22 protein-coding genes are annotated in these 18,790 nt (G+C 44.3%); 12 read left to right on the top strand and 10 right to left on the bottom strand.

What is annotated here, in order from left to right; genetic code table 11:
- Positions 1–16: 16 nt before the first annotated feature.
- The 3 genes from AXI57_RS04705 to AXI57_RS04715 all read right to left on the bottom strand — a co-directional run bounded on the left by AXI57_RS04705 (position 17) and on the right by AXI57_RS04715 (position 3,626).
- Positions 17–430 carry a thiol-disulfide oxidoreductase DCC family protein gene (locus AXI57_RS04705; RefSeq protein ID WP_003327173.1) on the bottom strand — a complete coding sequence of 138 codons (414 nt, stop codon included), beginning with the start codon at positions 428–430 and terminating at the stop codon, positions 17–19.
- 20 nt (positions 431–450) lie between these two features.
- Complete coding sequence (locus tag AXI57_RS04710; protein ID WP_141292164.1) at positions 451–2,325, bottom strand: transglycosylase domain-containing protein; 1,875 nt, start codon at positions 2,323–2,325, stop codon at positions 451–453.
- A gap of 92 nt (positions 2,326–2,417) precedes the next feature.
- Positions 2,418–3,626, bottom strand: a complete 1,209-nt coding sequence (locus AXI57_RS04715; protein ID WP_307190426.1) for an MFS transporter — start codon at positions 3,624–3,626, stop codon at positions 2,418–2,420.
- A 182-nt stretch (positions 3,627–3,808) separates the two neighbouring features.
- Here AXI57_RS04715 and kapD point away from each other — a divergent pair, with 182 nt between their 5' ends.
- Complete coding sequence (gene kapD / locus AXI57_RS04725) at positions 3,809–4,426, top strand: 3'-5' exonuclease KapD (protein WP_003327178.1); 618 nt, start codon at positions 3,809–3,811, stop codon at positions 4,424–4,426.
- Between the two features lie 26 nt (positions 4,427–4,452).
- On the opposite strand, the gene kapB is transcribed toward kapD, so the two are convergent.
- The 3 genes from kapB to AXI57_RS04740 form a co-directional block, all read right to left on the bottom strand.
- Positions 4,453–4,839: a kinase-associated lipoprotein KapB gene (gene kapB, locus AXI57_RS04730; protein ID WP_061669372.1), complete on the bottom strand. Its 387-nt coding sequence runs from the start codon at positions 4,837–4,839 to the stop codon at positions 4,453–4,455.
- A 44-nt stretch (positions 4,840–4,883) separates the two neighbouring features.
- Positions 4,884–6,173 carry a sensor histidine kinase gene (locus tag AXI57_RS04735; RefSeq protein ID WP_061669373.1) on the bottom strand — a complete coding sequence of 430 codons (1,290 nt, stop codon included), beginning with the start codon at positions 6,171–6,173 and terminating at the stop codon, positions 4,884–4,886.
- Positions 6,174–6,307: 134 nt separating this feature from the next.
- Positions 6,308–7,471: a MalY/PatB family protein gene (locus AXI57_RS04740; RefSeq protein ID WP_061669374.1), complete on the bottom strand. Its 1,164-nt coding sequence runs from the start codon at positions 7,469–7,471 to the stop codon at positions 6,308–6,310.
- 86 nt (positions 7,472–7,557) lie between these two features.
- On the opposite strand from AXI57_RS04740, the gene AXI57_RS04745 reads away from it, so the two are divergent.
- Positions 7,558–7,818 carry a DUF1871 family protein gene (locus tag AXI57_RS04745; protein WP_061669375.1) on the top strand — a complete coding sequence of 87 codons (261 nt, stop codon included), beginning with the start codon at positions 7,558–7,560 and terminating at the stop codon, positions 7,816–7,818.
- A 25-nt stretch (positions 7,819–7,843) separates the two neighbouring features.
- On the opposite strand, the gene AXI57_RS04750 is transcribed toward AXI57_RS04745, so the two are convergent.
- Positions 7,844–8,665: an alpha/beta fold hydrolase gene (locus AXI57_RS04750; RefSeq protein WP_061669376.1), complete on the bottom strand. Its 822-nt coding sequence runs from the start codon at positions 8,663–8,665 to the stop codon at positions 7,844–7,846.
- A 149-nt stretch (positions 8,666–8,814) separates the two neighbouring features.
- Between AXI57_RS04750 and AXI57_RS04755 the strand changes: the two genes are divergently transcribed.
- From AXI57_RS04755 to yugI, 3 genes are all read left to right on the top strand, one after another.
- Positions 8,815–9,315, top strand: a complete 501-nt coding sequence (locus tag AXI57_RS04755; RefSeq protein ID WP_003327184.1) for an Lrp/AsnC family transcriptional regulator — start codon at positions 8,815–8,817, stop codon at positions 9,313–9,315.
- On the top strand, positions 9,316–10,479 hold the full coding sequence (locus AXI57_RS04760; protein ID WP_003327185.1) for an aminotransferase: 1,164 nt from the start codon (positions 9,316–9,318) through the stop codon (positions 10,477–10,479).
- A gap of 198 nt (positions 10,480–10,677) precedes the next feature.
- A complete protein-coding gene (yugI, locus tag AXI57_RS04765) occupies positions 10,678–11,070 on the top strand; it encodes a S1 domain-containing post-transcriptional regulator GSP13 (RefSeq protein ID WP_003327186.1) in 393 nt (130 codons plus the stop codon).
- Between the two features lie 133 nt (positions 11,071–11,203).
- On the opposite strand, the gene AXI57_RS04770 is transcribed toward yugI, so the two are convergent.
- Entirely contained in the window at positions 11,204–11,440 is a 237-nt protein-coding gene (locus AXI57_RS04770; RefSeq protein WP_003327187.1) for a DUF378 domain-containing protein, read from the bottom strand.
- Between the two features lie 135 nt (positions 11,441–11,575).
- Between AXI57_RS04770 and AXI57_RS04775 the strand changes: the two genes are divergently transcribed.
- The 5 genes from AXI57_RS04775 to AXI57_RS04795 all read left to right on the top strand — a co-directional run bounded on the left by AXI57_RS04775 (position 11,576) and on the right by AXI57_RS04795 (position 16,419).
- Positions 11,576–12,739 carry an iron-containing alcohol dehydrogenase gene (locus AXI57_RS04775; protein WP_003327188.1) on the top strand — a complete coding sequence of 388 codons (1,164 nt, stop codon included), beginning with the start codon at positions 11,576–11,578 and terminating at the stop codon, positions 12,737–12,739.
- Between the two features lie 120 nt (positions 12,740–12,859).
- The gene (locus AXI57_RS04780) at positions 12,860–14,032 is read left to right on the top strand and encodes an iron-containing alcohol dehydrogenase (RefSeq protein ID WP_061669377.1); all 1,173 of its coding nucleotides are present in this window, start codon (positions 12,860–12,862) and stop codon (positions 14,030–14,032) included.
- A 109-nt stretch (positions 14,033–14,141) separates the two neighbouring features.
- Entirely contained in the window at positions 14,142–15,494 is a 1,353-nt protein-coding gene (locus AXI57_RS04785) for a glucose-6-phosphate isomerase (protein ID WP_003327190.1), read from the top strand.
- 72 nt (positions 15,495–15,566) lie between these two features.
- Positions 15,567–15,935 (top strand): hypothetical protein, encoded by a 369-nt coding sequence (locus AXI57_RS04790; protein WP_061669378.1) that lies wholly within the window; start codon positions 15,567–15,569, stop codon positions 15,933–15,935.
- A 79-nt stretch (positions 15,936–16,014) separates the two neighbouring features.
- Positions 16,015–16,419 (top strand): YugN-like family protein, encoded by a 405-nt coding sequence (locus AXI57_RS04795; RefSeq protein ID WP_061669379.1) that lies wholly within the window; start codon positions 16,015–16,017, stop codon positions 16,417–16,419.
- Here AXI57_RS04795 and AXI57_RS04800 read toward each other — a convergent pair.
- Entirely contained in the window at positions 16,416–17,402 is a 987-nt protein-coding gene (locus tag AXI57_RS04800) for a potassium channel family protein (protein ID WP_061669380.1), read from the bottom strand. The two genes, AXI57_RS04795 and AXI57_RS04800, sit on opposite strands and share 4 nt — an antisense overlap.
- A complete protein-coding gene (locus AXI57_RS04805; RefSeq protein ID WP_061669381.1) occupies positions 17,399–17,653 on the bottom strand; it encodes a protein mistic in 255 nt (84 codons plus the stop codon). The genes AXI57_RS04800 and AXI57_RS04805 overlap by 4 nt, the downstream gene beginning before the upstream one ends.
- 132 nt (positions 17,654–17,785) lie before the next feature.
- Between AXI57_RS04805 and AXI57_RS04810 the strand changes: the two genes are divergently transcribed.
- Positions 17,786–18,049 carry a YuzI family membrane protein gene (locus AXI57_RS04810; protein WP_061669382.1) on the top strand — a complete coding sequence of 88 codons (264 nt, stop codon included), beginning with the start codon at positions 17,786–17,788 and terminating at the stop codon, positions 18,047–18,049.
- A 43-nt stretch (positions 18,050–18,092) separates the two neighbouring features.
- Entirely contained in the window at positions 18,093–18,770 is a 678-nt protein-coding gene (locus AXI57_RS04815; RefSeq protein WP_003327199.1) for a zinc metallopeptidase, read from the top strand.
- Positions 18,771–18,790: the final 20 nt, after the last annotated feature.

Below are 18,790 nucleotides of genomic sequence, written 5' to 3' on the forward strand. Positions count from 1 at the left end.
GCTAGCCATTTTTGTATTACGGTAAAAATCTTTTTTTAATTGCAGGGGAGGGGAGCATGCATTCATTTTTCTTGCCGAACCATTTGTAGCGGTTTTTGGCAATCAAAGAATAAACCATGTTTCTGACAGGTCTTGGCACGGCTAACAGGACAACGGAGAACCGCCACGCCCCGCGTAAATGGCGGAAGACTTTTATGGCGGCCGTAGATTTTGTGTAGACTTTGCCGTCTTCAATAAAAACAAAGCTGTCAAAGTGTTCCGTCGGCAGCCCGTTCAGCTTCAGCAGCCGCTGTCCCGTTTCTGATTGCAGGGATGAAAAGGAAATCAAACCGTCTGGATCTCGCTTAATGATGAATTGAACGGCGCCGTTGCATAAGTTGCACACGCCGTCAAACAGCAGCACGCGATTTGGAATGTTACCATGCTTCATGTCAGGTCCCCTCCGATCTTTTAATAAGCCGCTTGCAGCGTGTTTCTCCAAATGGAAAGCTGCGGCCCCGCATTGTGAAGATACTCGACGCTTCCCGGATTATCTTTTCCGACCCATACACCCATTGTGTACGTATCTGTTAAGCCGACAAACCACATGTCTTTATAATTATTCGAGGTTCCAGTTTTCCCGCCTACATAAGGAGCTTTAAAATTTGCTTTTTTCCCTGTTCCGCTTTTGACAACAGAGGCCATTAGCTGCCTTAATACATTGTTGGTGCGGATGCTGTATACTTGGACGGGTTTATCTTTCCATTTCAATATGGTTTTTCCGTTTAAATCAGTGACTTTCGTAATCGCACGGCTCGGCGTATAACTTCCGCTGTTTCCGAATGTCGTAAACGCGTTTGTCATTTCAAGCGGTGACATGCCGTCTGTAAAACCGCCAAGCGCCGCCGGCAGAACATAATCTGTATCTTTCAGTTCAGCAAAGTGAAACGGTTTTAAATAACTGAATCCAGTATTTACGCCGACATGGTCCAGCATTCTGATGGCAGGTGTGTTATACGAGTTTTTAAACGCTGTATCCAGCGTCACAGTGCCATATGTGCGATTATTGTAGTTTTGCGGACAATATTCCTTGCTGCAAAACTTGCTGGCATCAATTGAGCTGGATGCCGTGGCACCCGTTTTTTCAATATAAGGGCCGTAATCCAGCAGCGGTTTAATTGATGAACCGGGCTGCCTGTAAGCCTGGTATGCGCGGTTAAAATCATATTTCGCATAATTTTTCCCGCCCGATAAGGCGACGATTTGATGCGTTTGATGGTTAACGACCGCGGCACCGCCCTGCACACCTTCATAAGGAAGGTTCTGATTGACCTGGGCGACGACTTGATTTTGCATATACGGATCAAGCGCTGTGTAGATTTTCACCCCGTCTTTTAATAGGGTGCTTACTTTTTTTGACAGCTCTTTCTCTATTTTTGCTTTTTCTTTGTCATTGGCTTTTGCTAGACGTTTATCGAATCCTTCAGAAGAAGATACCAATTGTGTGAATTCCTCATTCACATAGGTAACATAGTCTGGATATTTGTTCTTCTTTTGGACGACGTCAAGCTTAATGTCCTCTTTGAGCGCTTTTTTCAACTGTTTGTTTGTGATGACTCCTGCTTTTTTCAAGCCGTTAAGCAATCGTTCTTGACGGCTTTTCGTGTAGTCAAAATGCTTTAAAGGATCATATAATGTAGGGTTATTAGGTATAGCGCAAATAAAAGCCATTTCTCCCAGAGTGAGAGATTTCAGCGGCTTATTGAAATAAAACTGAGCCGCAGATCCGACGCCGTAAACGCCGTTATTAAAATAAATCGTATTTAAGTAGCTTTCCAGAATTTCGTCCTTCGTAAGCTTTTTTTCAAGCTGATAGGAATACATGAGCTCAATCAGCTTTCGGTTGAAGGTACGTTCATGACTTAAATACAGATTCCTCGACAACTGCTGGGTAATGGTGCTCGCGCCTTGGTCGATTTTCTGGTCTTTGACATTGGACGCAGCGGCTCTGACCATTCCCATAAAGTCAAAGCCTTTATGTTCGTAGAAATGCCGGTCCTCGGAAGTCAGAAACAGCTGTTTGACTTCTTCTGGTATCTTCTTATAAGGCACCAGCACCCGGTTTTCATCATCGCTGACGATTTCAGATACGAGGGCGCCGTCTCTGTCATACATGTAGCTGTTTTGCACAAGGCTGACTTTTTTGAGATTGATATTTTTATCAAGCACCTGATCCAGAGATTTCATCTCTTTTACTTCTTTTCCGGAAGCGATTAATGTAAATGCGAACAACGGGATTATGCAAAGGAGCAAAATCCATCCGATAATTGAACGTAACATGGCCACTCTCTTTTCTCCTAAATTCTAGCCATATCGTACCACTCTTTTGAGATTACGAGAAGGTTAAATTTAGAAGAATCATGAATTTTTAAGAGAAATCAGCGTGCATTGGCAGGCGACTCCTTTTGCAGCCGCTGTGTGATCCAAAGCAGGCAGGCTCCGGCGAAAAAGAGAAAGCTTGTCACGTAAAAAGCAGCCGAAATCGTAAAGTGGCTGGATATGACGCCGCCTAAAAGAGGACCGAGAACATTTCCTAAAAATCGAAAGCTGACATTGTAGCCGAGCACTTCCCCTTGAATGCTGCCGGGAGCCTTAAGGCGGATAGCAGCCGTTATACAAGGCAGCAGCCCGCCCATCGCCATACCGAATAAAAACCTGAAAACGAGCAGCATGCTGAGAGAGGAAGCGAGCGCTTGAGGGATAAAGAACACCGCTGCCGCAGTCAAAAGAATCATTAAGATCCGATGGTGGCCGTAGCGGTCTCCAAAATCTCCCCACTTTCTTGCCAGCAGCAAACTCCCAAGTCCGGTGGCTGAGAATGCCAAACCGGAGAAAAAGGCTAAATTTACAGGTCCGTGCAGCTCATTTACATATAAAGCGAGCAGCGGCTGGATACTGAAATTTCCTATCTGAATCAGCATAGTCAGCAGCATCATCACAAGAAGCGCAGGCTGGTGAAAGATATAAGAAAGCACTTCTTTTCTGGAATAAGAAGCCCGCTTGCTTCCGCGTTCGTGAAGCGGCTGCTCTCTCACTCCCGCCAATACGAGGATCACGGCTGAAAAAATGACAAAGGATGTAATAAAAAAGGTATACGTAAATCCGAAATTGTCGGCAAGCAGTCCGCCCAATAAGGGACCGAACAGACTTCCCGATACTTGTCCCATCTGCAGGGTTCCAAGCGTTTTTCCCGCTGTGTTTTTAGGTGTCTGAGCGGAAATCATGGCAAGCGATGTCGGAATGAATCCGGTTACAAGACCCATCGCCATCCGGAGAAAAAATAATTGATGGACGGATGTGACAAAGCCCATTAATAGAATGCTGACTGCGATTCCGGACCCGGTCAGTAAAAGGATTTTCTTGTAACCGCGTTTGTCTCCGAACCGGCCCCATAACGGAGACACCAGAAAAGCCATTAAAAAAGTAATGCCGAACACGTAACCGCTCCACCTTTGAACATAGCCGTTCGAATGGGTGCTGAGCGTTTCAATATACAAAGAGAGGAAAGGAACAATCATCGTTGTGCTGGCTGACACGAAAAAATTCGCCAGCCAAATGATCAAGAAATTTTTCTTGCGGACAGAGATACCATCACCTTCTTATTATTTCGGGTACCTTAATAATTATAAAGAAACGGTGATTGATTTAAAAGAAAGAGTGTGGATGGGAAAATTCATTATTTTCAGAAAATGAGGAAAGTAAGAGAAGGGGAAATGATATACTATAAAGAATAGCATTTTCCCGATCGGAGGAAAGGCAGGTGTAAAAAGTGGACCAGAACAACTTACTCATTATTGATTTTGAGTTTACAATGCCCGAAGGAAAATACAGCCCGCAAAATTTTTTCCCGGAGATTATTGAAGCCGGGATTGTAAAATCGGTTGATGATGCAGTGGTTGAGACGTTTTCAAGCTATATTAAGCCAAAGAAGTTTCCGAAGCTGACCAAACGGTGTAAATCATTTTTGAAGATTACCCAAAAGGATGTAGACGAGGGGATGAAATTCGAAGAATTTATCCGGAAACTGAACGAGCTGGACCCGCAGAAGGATTGTACGATTGTTACGTGGGGAAATATGGACATGAAGGTGCTGAAGCAAAACTGCATGTTCAACCATATACCTTTCCCGTTTAAAGGAGAAATGCGAGATTTGTCGCTAGAATATAAAAACTTTTTCGGAGACCGGACGCTGACGGGGTTATGGAAGGCTGCCGAAGAGTATGGGGATGAAGGGACGGGAACCCATCATAAAGCACTGGACGACGCGCTGACGACTCATAAGCTGTTCAAACGTGTCGAACAGGATAAACAGTATCTCGAAAAACCAAAGCCGCCGACGATTGGCGAACGGATCGATCTGTCAGAGGTACTGCGGCGCGCCACATAAATAACCCAATCTGTTGTCAGACTGGGTTATTTCCTGTTGAAGTATTCTTTCTCCAACACATTCATATTCTGAAGCGAGCGCTTTGCCCACTCCGATCCATCTTCATTCAGCCGTTCTTTCATCCGGCTGACTGCCTGCTCCAAGGATTCCTTGTAATCCGGCACCTCGCCTTCATAAGGCTTTACCATCTGATGCGTAATATTGGTCTGTTCGCCGAAGGCAAGCGCTCTTCTTTCATGGAAAAAGGGCACATCCGCCTGCTTCGGGTGGTGCAGGTCACCTTGCGTCGGATGAGTCAGCACCGCTTTTATTTTGACTAAGTAATGCTGCGGCCTGCAATCGGTGATTTCTCCTATGTATACACCTGTTTTATAAAATCCTTTTACTAAAGACCCGATCTCAAAAGAACTCATTCGATTCACCTCTCTTTTATTCTATAGAAGATGGGTCCGATTTTCTAGTAGGGGAGATCCGCAGGAAGCTTAATGACAGCCGTGGTGCCTGAATGAAAGCTGCTATTAAATGATATTGTGCCTTGGTGATGCTTGATAATGGAAAAGGTGACGGTCAGCCCGAGCCCTGTTCCATTGGTTTTTAATGTGTAATACGGTTCGCCCAGTTTTTTCATTTGATGATCGGTCATGCCGATTCCGTTATCTGTAATGTAAATGTGGATCATATGATTGTGCCTTTTGGCGCTTACCCGGATTAAGCCGTTTCCGGGCGTTACAGCTTCAATGCTGTTTTTGATCAAATTGATCATCGCCTGTTTCAGTTTCGTCACATCACCGTATACAGACAGACCCGGTTCTGTTTCAACCTGTATCGCGACAGACTTAAAGTTGGCGTATGACACCATAAGCGAGCCTGTCTCTTTAAGAAGCGCGGATAAATCGAATACTTCCTTTTCATAGTATTGCGGCTTTGCCATGTCAAGGTAGTTTGTGATAATGTCTTGAGCGCGGTCAAGCTCTGACAGCACCAGCTTTTTATAATCTGCACTCGATTTGTTTTGAAGAGATTCATCGTTAAAAAGCAGCTGTACGAACCCTCTGACAACTGTAAGCGGATTACGCACTTCGTGAGCCACACTGGCGGCCAGCTCACTGACAATGGTCATTTTTTCTGATTGGATAAGCTGTGAGCGCAAGATGACAGTTTCAGCAATGCTTTCAATTGTATATATGCTTATCATCAGTACACAGATGCTAAAGAGTCCCGCGACAGCGCCATCTAAAACAAATGTTCCAAAATTTTGAAAATTGGAAATATTTTGTACGGAAAAAGTAAAGATTGAGATGAATAATAAGATGATTTCCCAGCATCCGATGAAAAAGCCAAACAGCAGTTTCTTTGTTTTGGACATAAACGGCCATTTCTTTTGCAATAAAATAGGAAGAATAATAATAAAAGGAAGTGCGAGTAAAAAGGCAAAGGCGGAAGAATCAAAGAACATCAGCTGAAAACAAAAAGCCGAAGCGGCGACAATAAGACCGGAAACAATGCTTATGTAAATAAAGCAGATGATGATAGGAATCGTCTGAAGTCCAAAATGGACATGGTGCTCCATTTCCTGAATGGGATATATAATGCATAAGCACGAGGAAACGGCCGCGAGCGCAGTCACCAGTTTGCTGTTCGCTTTTGGCGCGGTTATGATCGGTTTGTTCAGCCAGATGGCTTGGTAAAGAAAGATAGGAAATAAAATAAAAGAGATGTGAAGCAGATAATCTTTTAGAATTTCCATTTGTGTAAAATCCTTTCATGTGAAATATATTTATATTATAACACTTATTAAAAGAAAAATATAAAAGCAACAGAACAAATTTTCTTTAAAAAGAACGCCTTTTTTTGTCAGCTAATGGCGTTCTTTTTTGAATGTTATTGCAATGCGTTTTTGATTCTGCGAAGGCCTTCCTTGACGTCGGCCAAAGAACACCCAACGTTGATTCTCATAAACCCTTCTCCGCCGGCTCCGTATTTCGTTCCAGGTTCCAAAATAATTTTGCCCTGCTTCAGCATTCTTTGGTTTAATTCTGCATCTGACAAACCGCAAGCGCGGAAGTCCAGCCATATCAAATAAGAAGCATCAGGTTTCATCATTTTGACCGCCGGCAGTTCATCCTGCAAAAAGGATTGAACCGCATCTATATTTTTTTCGAGATAAGGAATCAGTTCATCAAGCCACGGTCCGCCTTTTAAGTAAGCGGCCTCGATAGCAGTCACCGCAAAAGCATTCAGATTAGATATGCCTTGGCGCTGCAGCGTCGCTGTGAACCGCGCGCGTTTATAACTGTCCGGAATGATGACAGCGGAAGCTTGCAGGCCGGCGATATTAAATGTTTTGCTAGGTGCCGTGCAAGTCAGGGAAATTCGGGCAAGCTCCTCAGAAAGAGAAGCGAACGGCGTATGATTATTCCCATACAGCATGAGATCAGAATGAATTTCATCGGAAACGACAATGACATCATTCCGGAGGCACATTTCTCCGATTTTCATCAAATCGTCGCGGCTCCATGCCCTGCCTGAAGGATTATGTGGGTTGCATAAAATAAACATCTTCACACTTGATTCGCTGAGCTTTGCCTCGAGATCTTCAAAATTGATATAATACCTTCCGTTTTCCTCATCTAAAAGATTGTGTAAAATGCGGCGCTCATTTTTCTCCACCATATGAAAAAACGGCGTGTAGACGGGTGACTGGACAACCACTTGGTCATTCGGCTCAGTAAAGGCTTGGACCGCCATGCTGAGTGCTGTGACAATTCCGGGACTGAACGTGATGCTTGCGGGATCGACCTGCCAGTTATGCCGTTTGCTCTGCCAAGTGCAGACGGCTTCTTTCGTCTTGGCGTCTGTCGATGTATACCCAAAGATGCCGTGGTCTAAGCGCTCTTTTAACGCTTCTATGACGGCTTCCGGCGCGCGGAAATCCATATCCGCGACCCACATCGGCAGTGCGTCTGACGTGCCAAATAAAGCCTCGGCCTTATCCCACTTAACTGATTGCGTGCCAATTCTGTTTTCTTTATGATCGAAATTCATTGTTGTCACCTCAGGAGTTCATTTATTTTTATTTGCATAACTATGATAAAATAGATTTGCAAACTTTATTATAAGCGGTGATGAATATGGAAGAAAGCCAAGCGGTCAGAGAAATGATGAAAATCATTTCAAAGTGGGACCCGTTTAAATATGGAGAAGAGTTTTATGAAACTGAGGCTGTGGATATCGTGCAGGCTGTATATGCGAAAGAGAACCCGCAGGCGCTTGCCGAATCCATTCAGGATATTTTTGAAGCTTCATTTGAACAGATTCTTCCTCTCGACAATTGCATGAAAGTGGCGGAGCAGCTATTGATCATCAAAGACAGCAGCTCCTGCACACCTTAAAAACCGGCAGACATACCGGTTTTTTTCATCTGACAAACTCAAGAATTTGTTCTGATACGAATTCGGGCCGTTCCTCAGGTACCAAATGCCCCGTTTTTTCGAGGGAATGCAGCACGGAATTGGGCAGGTCCTGATGCAGGCGCTTCCCGATTTCTACAGGCACCACCCGATCTTCATTTCCCCATATTAACAAAGCGGGCTTTTCCATTTTTTTTAATGCCTCAGACGGCAAATCTCCTTCTCTGTGCCGGATCAGCCTTGTCATCGCCTTGAAAATCTGGCCGTCCGTAAAAGGCTTTCCATATCCGTCTATCATTTCATCATCAATCAGAGATTTGTCGTACACCACATTATGCAAATTTTTCAGCACTCCGCTTTTTGAAAGCCAGCGTTTAACATACAGATGAAAATATGGAAGATGGGTCCCGAAAGTAATCGTTGGGTGCGAGCGCTGCAAATAGCCTGAGCTGCAAAGAAGCACCACCTTTGTGAATAACTCCGGCTTTTGCAGCGCGGCCGACAGAGAAATCTGGCCTCCCATGGAATGGCCGACAAGCGCGGCTTCTTTAATTTGCAATTGTTCAAGAAGGCCGATAATAAGCCGCGCCAAATTACTGTACGTATATAAAAACGTCTGTGACTTTTCCGATTGGCCAAAGGGAGGAAGATCAACGGCAATGATCTCATAATGATCCCGAAGAAGAGGAATCAATTTCCTGAAGCTGAAGGCTGATGATAAAAAACCATGTATACAGACAAGCGTCTGCTTGCCGGGATTTCGATAATGCTCATAATATAAATCGATTCCTTGTACGATGAGTCGGTTTACCGGTGTAACGGCAGTCATGTTGTCCTCACTCCATTTGCGGTCTGCTTTTATTCTGCCCTGAATTTGTCATTTCTAGCGGAAGTTTCTCGGCTTTTTTTCTTAGCATTCGCCAAGAAACGTGATATAATGTCGTGAAGATTTCTTGACATTGCAAAGGTGTGAAATGAATGAAATTGACAGAGAAAGAAACAGAAATATTAGAAATTTTAGACGAAAACAGCCGTGCTGATGTGGATATGATCGCAAAGATGGCGAACATCCCGGCAAGTGAAGTAAAAGACATCATTGATAAACTGGAAAAAGAAAAGGTTATCATTGACTATTCTGCCATGATTGACTGGCGCAAAGTTGACGGTCATGAAGGCGTAACTGCCATGATAGATGTAAAGGTAACGCCAAAACGCGGCGTCGGCTTCGACGAAGTGGCGGAAAGAATCTACAGATTCCAAGAGGTTGAATCCGTTTATCTCATGTCAGGCGTATATGACTTGTCTGTCGTGATCCGGGGGAGCTCGATGTCTGATATTGCCCGTTTTGTTTCTGATAAGCTGTCTACGCTTGATTCGGTCGTATCAACGACAACCCATTTCATCTTGAAAAAATACAAGCATGACGGCAAGGTGTTTGAATCAGGAGACGACGACAAAAGAATCGTGGTGTCTCCGTAAATGAGCACGTCCTATTTATCCGAATATGTACAGCAGATTAAACCGTCCGGCATCCGCAGGTTCTTTGATTTAGCTGCGACAATGGAGGGTGTGATTTCACTGGGGGTGGGTGAACCTGATTTTGTAACGGCGTGGAATGTCAGGGAAGCAAGCATTCTTTCCCTGGAACAAGGTTACACATCATACACCGCCAATGCCGGGCTTTACTCGTTAAGAGAGGAAATCAGCCGATACTTGAGCAGCCGGTTTGATCTTCACTATTCACCCGATCATGAGCTGATTGTCACGGTGGGAGCAAGCCAGGCCTTGGATCTCGCAATCCGGGCCATTCTGAATCCAGGGGAAGAAGTGATTATCCCTGAGCCTTGTTTTGTCGCGTATGAATCGCTTGTTTCACTGACAGGCGGACGTCCGGTTCACCTTCATACCACAGCCGCCAGCGGATTCAAAGCAACAGCGGCAGACTTTGAAGCACTTGTGACTGAAAAAACAAAAGCCATCCTCATTTGCTCGCCTTCCAACCCGACAGGTTCTGTTTATTCGAAGGAAGAGCTGAATGATATTGCCGAATTTGCAAAAAAACACGATATTATTGTCTTGGCCGATGAGATCTACGCGGAACTTACGTATGATCAAGAATTTACAAGCTTGGCCGAGTTAACAGATATGAAGGAACGGACGATTGTCATATCCGGTTTTTCGAAAGCTTTTGCCATGACGGGCTGGAGATTAGGCTTTGCAGCTGCGCCTGCCGAGATCCGAGACGCTATGCTGAAAATTCATCAGTACTCCATGATGTGTGCTCCGTCAATGGCGCAATATGCGGCGTTGGAAGGGCTTAAAAACGGCATGGAAGATGTAGAGAAAATGAAGAAAAGTTACCGCAGAAGACGTAACTTATTCGTAGATACACTCAATGAGATCGGCCTGGAATGCCATCACCCGGGAGGCGCTTTTTACGCATTTCCGTCTATTAAAAGCACGGGGATGAGCTCTGAGCAATTTGCCGAGGAGCTTCTTGTTCAGGAAAAAGTGGCCGTTGTTCCGGGAAATGTGTTTGGCCCGAGCGGTGAAGGCTATATCCGCTGTTCGTACGCAACTTCGATCGAACAGCTGCAGGAAGCCTTGACCAGAATGAAACGTTTTCTGAACCAAACCACATAAAAAAAGATACGAACTGTCAGTTCGCATCCAATAAAGGGGGGAATACTAGAAAGCCTTTGGTATTTGCAGTATACCCCCTTCTTCATATTGATAAACCAAAATACGCAAAAAAAGTTTTTTTGCTAAAAAAGGACTTGTATGATATAATTTTAAATTGCGTATAAACAGATATTTAATTTAACTTAGGAGTTGTTATGAATGGCAGCAAAATTTGAAGTGGGCAGTGTTTACACTGGTAAAGTAACAGGGTTACAAGCGTATGGTGCGTTTGTTGCATTAGATGAAGAAACTCAAGGACTTGTGCATATTTCTGAGGTGACTCACGGTTTCGTAAAAGATATTAACGAGCATCTTTCAATCGGTGACGAAGTACAAGTAAAAGTACTTTCAGTTGATGAAGAAAAAGGTAAAATCAGCCTTTCAATCCGCGCGACTCAAGCTGCGCCGGAGAAAAAAGAAAGCAAGCCAAGAAAACCTAAAGCTGCGCAAGCAAAAGAAGAAACATCTGCGCCTCAAGGCTTCAACACATTAAAAGATAAGCTTGAAGAGTGGATTGAGCAATCAAACCGCAAAGATCTTATCAAAAAATAAGCATGAAAAAAGCACCGGATAAAAGTTCGGTGCTTTTTTTTATGCCGCCTCTGCACTCCATACAAAGAATGCTGGGCAGCAAATAGCTTAGGGGTGCACCGGATATGTACACCTCGGTGCTATTTTGTCTGGCTTATCTCATTTCAGGTTTAGCTGCTTCCTCACGTGAAGCTTCTTCACTTGGCTTAAACAGCAGACCAAGATTGATCAGGCCGGCAATTCCGACTAGACCGTATATGATACGGGAAAGAGCTGAACTTTGGCCTCCGAAGATCGCCGCGACTAAATCAAATTGAAAAAAGCCAATCAGTCCCCAGTTAATAGCGCCAATAATTGTTAAAACAAGGGCAATTCGTTGAATCGTGCTCATTGTACAACCTCCTTCATAAATTAAGTGACACATTTATAGATTGTGACAGTTTGGGGAAACTATACATGTCAAAAGCTGATTGCTTTACATCGGAAAGAGAAATTCTGCATAATGAAAACCTAAGGAGGAGATGTCATGCAAAACTTTACATATTGGAACCCGACAAAATTAATTTTCGGGCGCGGAGAAGTTGAAAAGCTGCCGGAAGAGATCAAGCCGTATGGAAAAAACGTATTGCTCGTATACGGAGGCGGCAGCGTGAAGCGAAGCGGCTTATACGGACAAGTGACAGACTTACTGAATAAAGCAGGCGTCACAGTGCACGAACTGGGAGGCGTTGAACCGAATCCGCGTGTTGCCACTGTCAATAAAGGCGCAGCGATCTGTAAGGAACATCATATCGACTTCCTTCTGGCTGTCGGAGGCGGGAGCGTCATCGACTGTACAAAAGCGATTGCCGCGGGTGCGAAGTATGATGGAGATGCTTGGGATATTGTGACCAAAAAGCATCAGCCGAAAGAAGCTTTGCCGTTCGGCACAGTATTAACCTTGGCAGCCACAGGTTCTGAAATGAATGCAGGTTCTGTAATCACGAACTGGGAAACGCAAGAAAAATACGGATGGGGCAGTCCGCTTGTTTATCCGAAATTCTCTATTCTTGACCCGGTGAATACATTTACCGTGCCGAAAGACCACACGATTTACGGCATGGTCGATATGATGAGCCATGTATTTGAACAATATTTCCATCACACATCAAACACGCCGTATCAAGACCGGATGTGTGAATCATTATTACGTACGGTAATTGAAACAGCTCCTAAGCTGATCAATGATCTTGAGAATTATGAACTGCGGGAAACGATTTTGTATACCGGCACAATCGCGTTAAACGGCATGCTTTCAATGGGAGCCAGAGGGGACTGGGCCACTCATAACATCGAGCACGCTGTATCAGCGGTATACGATATTCCGCATGCGGGAGGACTCGCGATTCTCTTCCCGAATTGGATGAGACATGTGCTTGCAGAAAATCCTGCCCGTTTCAAACAGCTTGCGGTCCGTGTCTTTGATATTGACGAAGCTGGTAAATCAGACGAGGAAATTGCTCTTGAAGGCATTGATAAGCTGTCTGCATTTTGGACAAGCCTCGGCGCTCCGAACAAACTTGCTGATTATGAGATCACTGATGAAAAATTGGATACGATCGCAGACAAAGCAATGGCCAATGGCGCCTTCGGACAGTTTAAATCATTAAATAAAGAAGATGTTCTCGCTATCTTAAAAGCATCTTTATAAAAACGGAGAAAAAGGGGGAAAGCGGCGCACTTAGCGCCTGCCTCTTTTTCTTTTTTTAATTTTATGGTATATTGGAAAATCCGCTTTTTATTACCCAGCGACTATTATGGAGGTATATATATGGAGAATTTTACTTACTACAATCCGACAAAACTGATTTTTGGCAAAGGCCAAATCGAACAATTAAAAAAAGAGCTTGCGCAATATGGAAAAAACGTGCTGCTTGTGTACGGGGGCGGAAGCATTAAACGAAACGGCCTGTACGATCAAGTGACTGCCATTTTACAAGAGGAAGGCGCGGTTGTGACTGAGCTTGCAGGAGTAGAACCAAATCCACGCCTCGCCACTGTGAAAAAAGGAATTGAAATGTGTGAACAAAAGCAGATTGATTTCCTTCTCGCTGTAGGAGGCGGAAGCGTCATCGACTGTACAAAAGCAATCGCAGCCGGCGCGAAATATGATGGAGACGCATGGGACATCTTCAGCAAAAAGGTGACAGCGAAGGACGCTTTGCCGTTTGGAACCATTTTGACGATTGCCGCGACGGGCTCTGAAATGAACCCGGACTCTGTCATTACGAACTGGGAAACAAATGAAAAATACGTATGGGGCAGTGATGTGACTCATCCGCGCTTCTCTATTTTGGACCCTGAAAATACATTCAGTCTTCCTGAAAATCAAACCGTTTACGGCATGGTTGATATGATGAGCCATGTATTTGAACAATATTTTCACAATGTCGAAAATACACCGCTTCAGGACAGAATGTGTTTCGCCGTACTTCAGACGGTTATCGAAACAGCGCCGAAGCTCTTAGAGGATTTGCAAAACTACAAGCATCGCGAAACCATTTTATACGCTGGTACAATTGCGTTAAATGGCACGCTTCAAATGGGCTACTTCGGCGATTGGGCGTCTCATACTATGGAGCATGCCGTTTCAGCTGTGTATGATATTCCGCATGCAGGCGGACTCGCGATTCTCTTCCCGAACTGGATGAGATATACGGTAGATACAAATGTGGAGCGATTCAAAGCGCTTATGCTTAATATGTTTGACATCGACACAGAGGGCAAATCTGATAAAGAAATCGTCCTTGAAGGGATCGACAAGCTTTCCGCATTTTGGACAAGCCTCGGAGCGCCTTCCCGCCTTGCAGACTATGAAATTGGAGAAGAAAAGCTTGATCTGATTGCCGATATCGCTGCTAAAGAAATGGAGTACGGCGGTTTCGGAAACTTCCAAAAACTGAACAAAGATGACATACTTGCCATTCTTCGGGCGTCACTATAATATCAAAGGACGGAATCAAGGTATTCCGTCCTTTTTCCTGACTTGATTTAACCGTGTAGTTCATATAAAGTGAAAGGGAAAACATTATATCGTTATGGAGGGACAAGCAATGACGCATGTACGCTTTGACTACTCAAAAGCGTTGACTTTTTTCAACGAACATGAACTTACATACCTACGTGATTTTGTAAAAACAGCACACCATAATATCCATGAAAAAACAGGCGCGGGAAGCGACTATTTAGGATGGGTGGACCTCCCTGAACATTATGATAAAGAAGAATTCGCGCGTATTAAAAAAAGCGCTGAAAAAATTAAATCTGATTCAGACGTATTGCTGGTCGTGGGAATCGGCGGTTCATATTTGGGCGCCCGCGCTGCGATTGAAGCGCTTAACCATGCTTTTTATAATACATTGCCAAAAGCCAAACGGGGCAATCCGCAAGTCATCTTTATCGGAAACAACATCAGTTCATCCTATATGCGAGATGTGATGGATCTTCTTGAAGATGCTGACTTCTCCATTAACGTGATTTCTAAATCAGGCACGACAACTGAGCCTGCAATCGCTTTCCGTATTTTCCGCAAGCTTCTTGAAGAGAAATACGGCAAAGAAGAAGCGAAAGCCCGCATTTATGCGACGACTGATAAAGAACGCGGCGCGTTAAAAACGCTTTCTAACGAAGAGGGCTTTGAATCGTTTGTCATTCCTGATGATGTCGGCGGCCGTTTTTCTGTATTGACGGCTGTAGGTCTTTTGCCGATTGCAGTCAGCGGTGTAAACATTGACGACATGATGAAGGGTGCACTTGATGCGAGCAAAGATTTCGCAGCTTCAGAATTAGAGGAAAATCCTGCATACCAGTACGCTGTCGTTCGCAACGTTCTTTACAATAAAGGCAAAACCATTGAAATGCTGATTAACTATGAACCGGCTCTTCAATATTTTGCTGAATGGTGGAAGCAGCTTTTCGGAGAAAGTGAAGGGAAAGACGAAAAAGGCATTTATCCGTCTTCCGCTAATTTCTCAACTGATCTTCACTCACTTGGCCAATATGTGCAGGAAGGCCGAAGAGATCTGTTTGAAACTGTACTGAATGTAGAGACGCCAAAACATGAGCTGACCATTGAAGAAGCTGAGAACGATCTTGACGGCTTAAACTATTTGGCCGGAAAAACGGTTGATTTCGTCAACAAAAAAGCGTTCCAAGGCACAATGCTTGCTCATACGGACGGGAAAGTCCCGAACTTAATTGTCAACATTCCGGAGCTGAACGCATATACTTTTGGATATCTTGTGTATTTCTTTGAAAAAGCCTGCGCCATGAGCGGTTATCTCCTCGGTGTCAATCCGTTTGACCAGCCGGGAGTTGAAGCTTATAAAGTCAACATGTTTGCGCTTCTTGGCAAACCCGGCTTTGAAGAGAAAAAAGCAGAACTTGAAAAACGTCTCGAAGAATAGATATCAAAGGCTGACTGGCTTGCAAACCCGGTCAGCTTTTTTTAAAAAAACATAAAGGATGCTGATGTGTTTATGAAACAAGCTGTTATGAAACATCTCATCATTGCCGGCCTATCTTCGGCTGTTTTATTTTTGCTGATGTATATCGAAGTCGTTCAGCCTGAGTTTTCTTCAAGTATCGGCAGCACGTTCCCACACTATTTCATTCATTCATTTCTTCTTATCGGCCTTCCGCTTGGGCTTTTTACAGATGCTGTACAGAGGCTTTTACAGCTCAAACGGCCGCATACGCTTCTGACCAAATTAGGTCTTTATCTTGCAATTGTCTTTATTTCCTGGGAATCAGCCGCCGGATTTGCGGCAGGGCTTCTGATTTACTTCTTAATTGAATGCGCTTTCTTTTCTGTGTCCCGAACGAAAGAAAATACATTCTCTATGTAATCGGCTCTTTTTGTAAAGTTATTCCGTCCCGAATGAAGATGACCGGAGAGGGGAGGATAATGAAAAAAGGAGCCATTCGATGATTACAATACCTTCTGCGATTGAGGGAGAATCCTTTTCTCTGCATGATCTTGAACAAATAATGAAACCGCTCGGTTATGTAATAAGCGGCGGCTGGGAGTACGATCATTGCTTTTTTGATTATAAAATTGATGACAAAGACGGCTATTTGTTTTTGAGAGTCCCTGCAGAAGCCAAACAAGGGCAGCTTGATGAACGTGGAGCCGCCGTCCGCATGGGAATGCCTTTTTTGCTGCGCCATGTGTATCAGGCTGAACTTGACGATCATGCCGGCAGCGGACAATTTCAATCTATGTTTAATCAATTTTCTGAGCCGGAAAGGCGGGACGCAGACATTGACCAGGCATACATGGATATCGGTATTTCTCTCGTAAAAGAATTAGAAGATGTACTTTTGCATTAAAGAGCGAGAAACTGGTCGGTTTGAAGCACTTTATAAGTAAGAGGAGGGGTGAGCATTGGCCCTTCCTCTTTTTGAATGCCGATAATCGTTACTTTATGATCAAGATAGTGTAGTACGCAGGAACGGTAAGAGGCTCCCGCTAATTCCGCGGGCACAGGAATCATATACACCATCTTTTCCAGTGTCAGCTCTGTAAGGGTTCGCGGTTCGGCAAGCTGCCGTTTCACCCGATAATGCTCAAGCATCACCCGGCTCAGCAGCTGTGATGTTCCGAGAATTTTATTTGCTCCGGCCCGTTCAGCATTTGTCACATAGCGGTCAGTCAAGATTTCAACGATACAGTAGACTGAAGGGTTCAGCCCTTTGACGGAAAGAAGCGTCAGCACTGAAAGCATATCGGCTTCCGCTTCGTTTTTATGCTGATCAGCAGTGACCATGACGGTGTCAGCAGAGGCGATATTCGCTTTTTTCAGCGTATCGTCATCAGCAGCATGCCCGCGGATAAAATGTACATTTTCAATCAGCGGCCCTTCTTTTAACGAATCATCAATCAGTACCACGGTTTTGGAAGGAGCGGCAAGCTGAAGCTCCCTCAGCAAATGGTTTGATTTTTCATTCCAGCCGATAATGATGACATGGTCCCGCCCTTTGAATTTCACCTTTCCTTCAACATAGCGGTGCTGTTTGCTGAAAGCTGCGGAGGCAAGCGTTGCAAAATAGGCGGTGACAAAGCTTGCGCCGCTTAAGACGAGCAGCATTCCGACGATCTGGCCTAACGGGGTTTGCGGAACATAGTCTCCGTAGCCGACTGTAGAGACTGTAATCACTGCCCACCAAATGCCTTCAAATACCGACGTGAACTGCTTAGGCTCCAGCAAATAAATGGTCTGCCCGAATAATAGGATAAGGACAAGGATAATTAAGCCGATTCTGATATATAGCGGCCATCTCAGCCAGGAAATAAAAATCCGGTTTGACTTCATTTTTTCTTCCCCTCTTCTGATAGAGAAATAGATAAAATTTGTTTAATGATGGCATTTAGTGTTTCGTTCAGCTTATCCTGTCCGTATAATTCACGGGCTTCTTTCATTAATTTGGCTGTATCGTCCTCAAGCTGAATCAGCGGTTCATCTTTTTCCGATTCGTTATAAAACTGAATAAATACATCCAGCCCTTCATTCATCCGGTCAATTGCAGCGCTTAGCTGTTCTTTCTCGTCACTTGTCATTTTCATGATCATCACACCCGTGTGTCTTTTTTATTCAGTATGTCCCAGTTCTTGCGATGTGTTTCAAGAAATAGCGAAAACATATTAAACCCTTTTTCTCCATACACTAAAACAAACTAGACGCAGAGGATGGGAAAGATGACGATCATACAAAGAACCATCACGATATTGATCGGTGCGCAGCTGATTGCTTTCGCAGTCATTTTAATTATTTTTGATCTGAATGCGTATGACCATTTTCTCGGAGATTTTTCCTGGATTCGTTATATCAAGGAACTGAACGGAACGATCCCCTTTTTTTTGCTGATGGGCGGCCTGTTCTGTTTGCTTCTCGGTTTTTGCTTCCCTGCGAGAAAAAGGAAGCGCATTTCTGTACATGGCAAAGAAAACTCATTAAAATAATCTAAAAAGAAATGTCGATCAATATAAAAAGGAAGATGATAATATGCTGTTTATATTTTTAACAATTGCCGCATTGGGATTGTCGTTTTGGGCACAATTTAAAGTGAAGAGCAACTTTGAAAAATATTCAAAAGTCGAAGCCTCCAGTCAGCGTACAGGGGCAGAAACGGCAAGACGGATTCTTGATTTGAACGGTCTTTATGATGTGCCGGTAGAACCGGTAAGAGGCGCTTTGACAGACCATTACGACCCGACGAAACGGGTGGTGCGTTTATCCGAGCCGGTCTATTACGGCCGCTCGATTTCCGCCATTTCCGTTGCTTCCCATGAAGTCGGACATGCCTTGCAGCATCAGGAATCGTATGGTGCGCTTGTGCTGAGACACAAAATCTTTCCCGTCGTGAATTTTGCTTCCGGTGTGGCCCCTTTGCTATTCCTAGGCGGCATGCTTCTAGGCAGCTTGAATTTAATCGGCCTTGGAATTATTCTTTTTTCCGCCGCCGTCTTTTTTCAGCTTATTACTCTGCCGGTCGAATTTAATGCAAGCTCACGCGCGAAACAGATTATCGTGTCAGAAGGAATCATTCGAAACAGCGAAGAACATGGCGTGAATAAAGTGCTGAATGCCGCCGCTTTGACCTATGTGGCAGCCGCGCTTGTGTCATTGTTTGAGCTGCTCCGATTTGTGATGATCTTCTTAAACGGTCGTAATGAGAACTAACGTTAAGGAGGTGGCCCCTT

Source organism: Bacillus atrophaeus, from assembly GCF_001584335.1.
GTDB lineage: Bacteria > Bacillota > Bacilli > Bacillales > Bacillaceae > Bacillus > Bacillus atrophaeus.

Coding starts and splice junctions, on each gene's coding strand:
- AXI57_RS04760 (WP_003327185.1), top strand. CDS start 9,316: ATGAGCACGTCCTATTTATCCGAATATGTACAGCAGATTAAACCGTCC.
- yugI (WP_003327186.1), top strand. CDS start 10,678: ATGGCAGCAAAATTTGAAGTGGGCAGTGTTTACACTGGTAAAGTAACA.
- AXI57_RS04800 (WP_061669380.1), bottom strand. CDS start 17,402: ATGAAGTCAAACCGGATTTTTATTTCCTGGCTGAGATGGCCGCTATAT.
- AXI57_RS04745 (WP_061669375.1), top strand. CDS start 7,558: ATGGAAGAAAGCCAAGCGGTCAGAGAAATGATGAAAATCATTTCAAAG.
- AXI57_RS04770 (WP_003327187.1), bottom strand. CDS start 11,440: ATGAGCACGATTCAACGAATTGCCCTTGTTTTAACAATTATTGGCGCT.
- AXI57_RS04795 (WP_061669379.1), top strand. CDS start 16,015: ATGATTACAATACCTTCTGCGATTGAGGGAGAATCCTTTTCTCTGCAT.
- AXI57_RS04705 (WP_003327173.1), bottom strand. CDS start 430: ATGAAGCATGGTAACATTCCAAATCGCGTGCTGCTGTTTGACGGCGTG.
- AXI57_RS04740 (WP_061669374.1), bottom strand. CDS start 7,471: ATGAATTTCGATCATAAAGAAAACAGAATTGGCACGCAATCAGTTAAG.
- AXI57_RS04785 (WP_003327190.1), top strand. CDS start 14,142: ATGACGCATGTACGCTTTGACTACTCAAAAGCGTTGACTTTTTTCAAC.
- AXI57_RS04815 (WP_003327199.1), top strand. CDS start 18,093: ATGCTGTTTATATTTTTAACAATTGCCGCATTGGGATTGTCGTTTTGG.
- AXI57_RS04755 (WP_003327184.1), top strand. CDS start 8,815: ATGAAATTGACAGAGAAAGAAACAGAAATATTAGAAATTTTAGACGAA.
- AXI57_RS04810 (WP_061669382.1), top strand. CDS start 17,786: ATGACGATCATACAAAGAACCATCACGATATTGATCGGTGCGCAGCTG.
- AXI57_RS04735 (WP_061669373.1), bottom strand. CDS start 6,173: ATGGAAATTCTAAAAGATTATCTGCTTCACATCTCTTTTATTTTATTT.
- kapB (WP_061669372.1), bottom strand. CDS start 4,839: ATGAGTTCTTTTGAGATCGGGTCTTTAGTAAAAGGATTTTATAAAACA.
- AXI57_RS04780 (WP_061669377.1), top strand. CDS start 12,860: ATGGAGAATTTTACTTACTACAATCCGACAAAACTGATTTTTGGCAAA.
- AXI57_RS04805 (WP_061669381.1), bottom strand. CDS start 17,653: ATGAAAATGACAAGTGACGAGAAAGAACAGCTAAGCGCTGCAATTGAC.
- AXI57_RS04775 (WP_003327188.1), top strand. CDS start 11,576: ATGCAAAACTTTACATATTGGAACCCGACAAAATTAATTTTCGGGCGC.
- AXI57_RS04790 (WP_061669378.1), top strand. CDS start 15,567: ATGAAACAAGCTGTTATGAAACATCTCATCATTGCCGGCCTATCTTCG.
- AXI57_RS04750 (WP_061669376.1), bottom strand. CDS start 8,665: ATGACTGCCGTTACACCGGTAAACCGACTCATCGTACAAGGAATCGAT.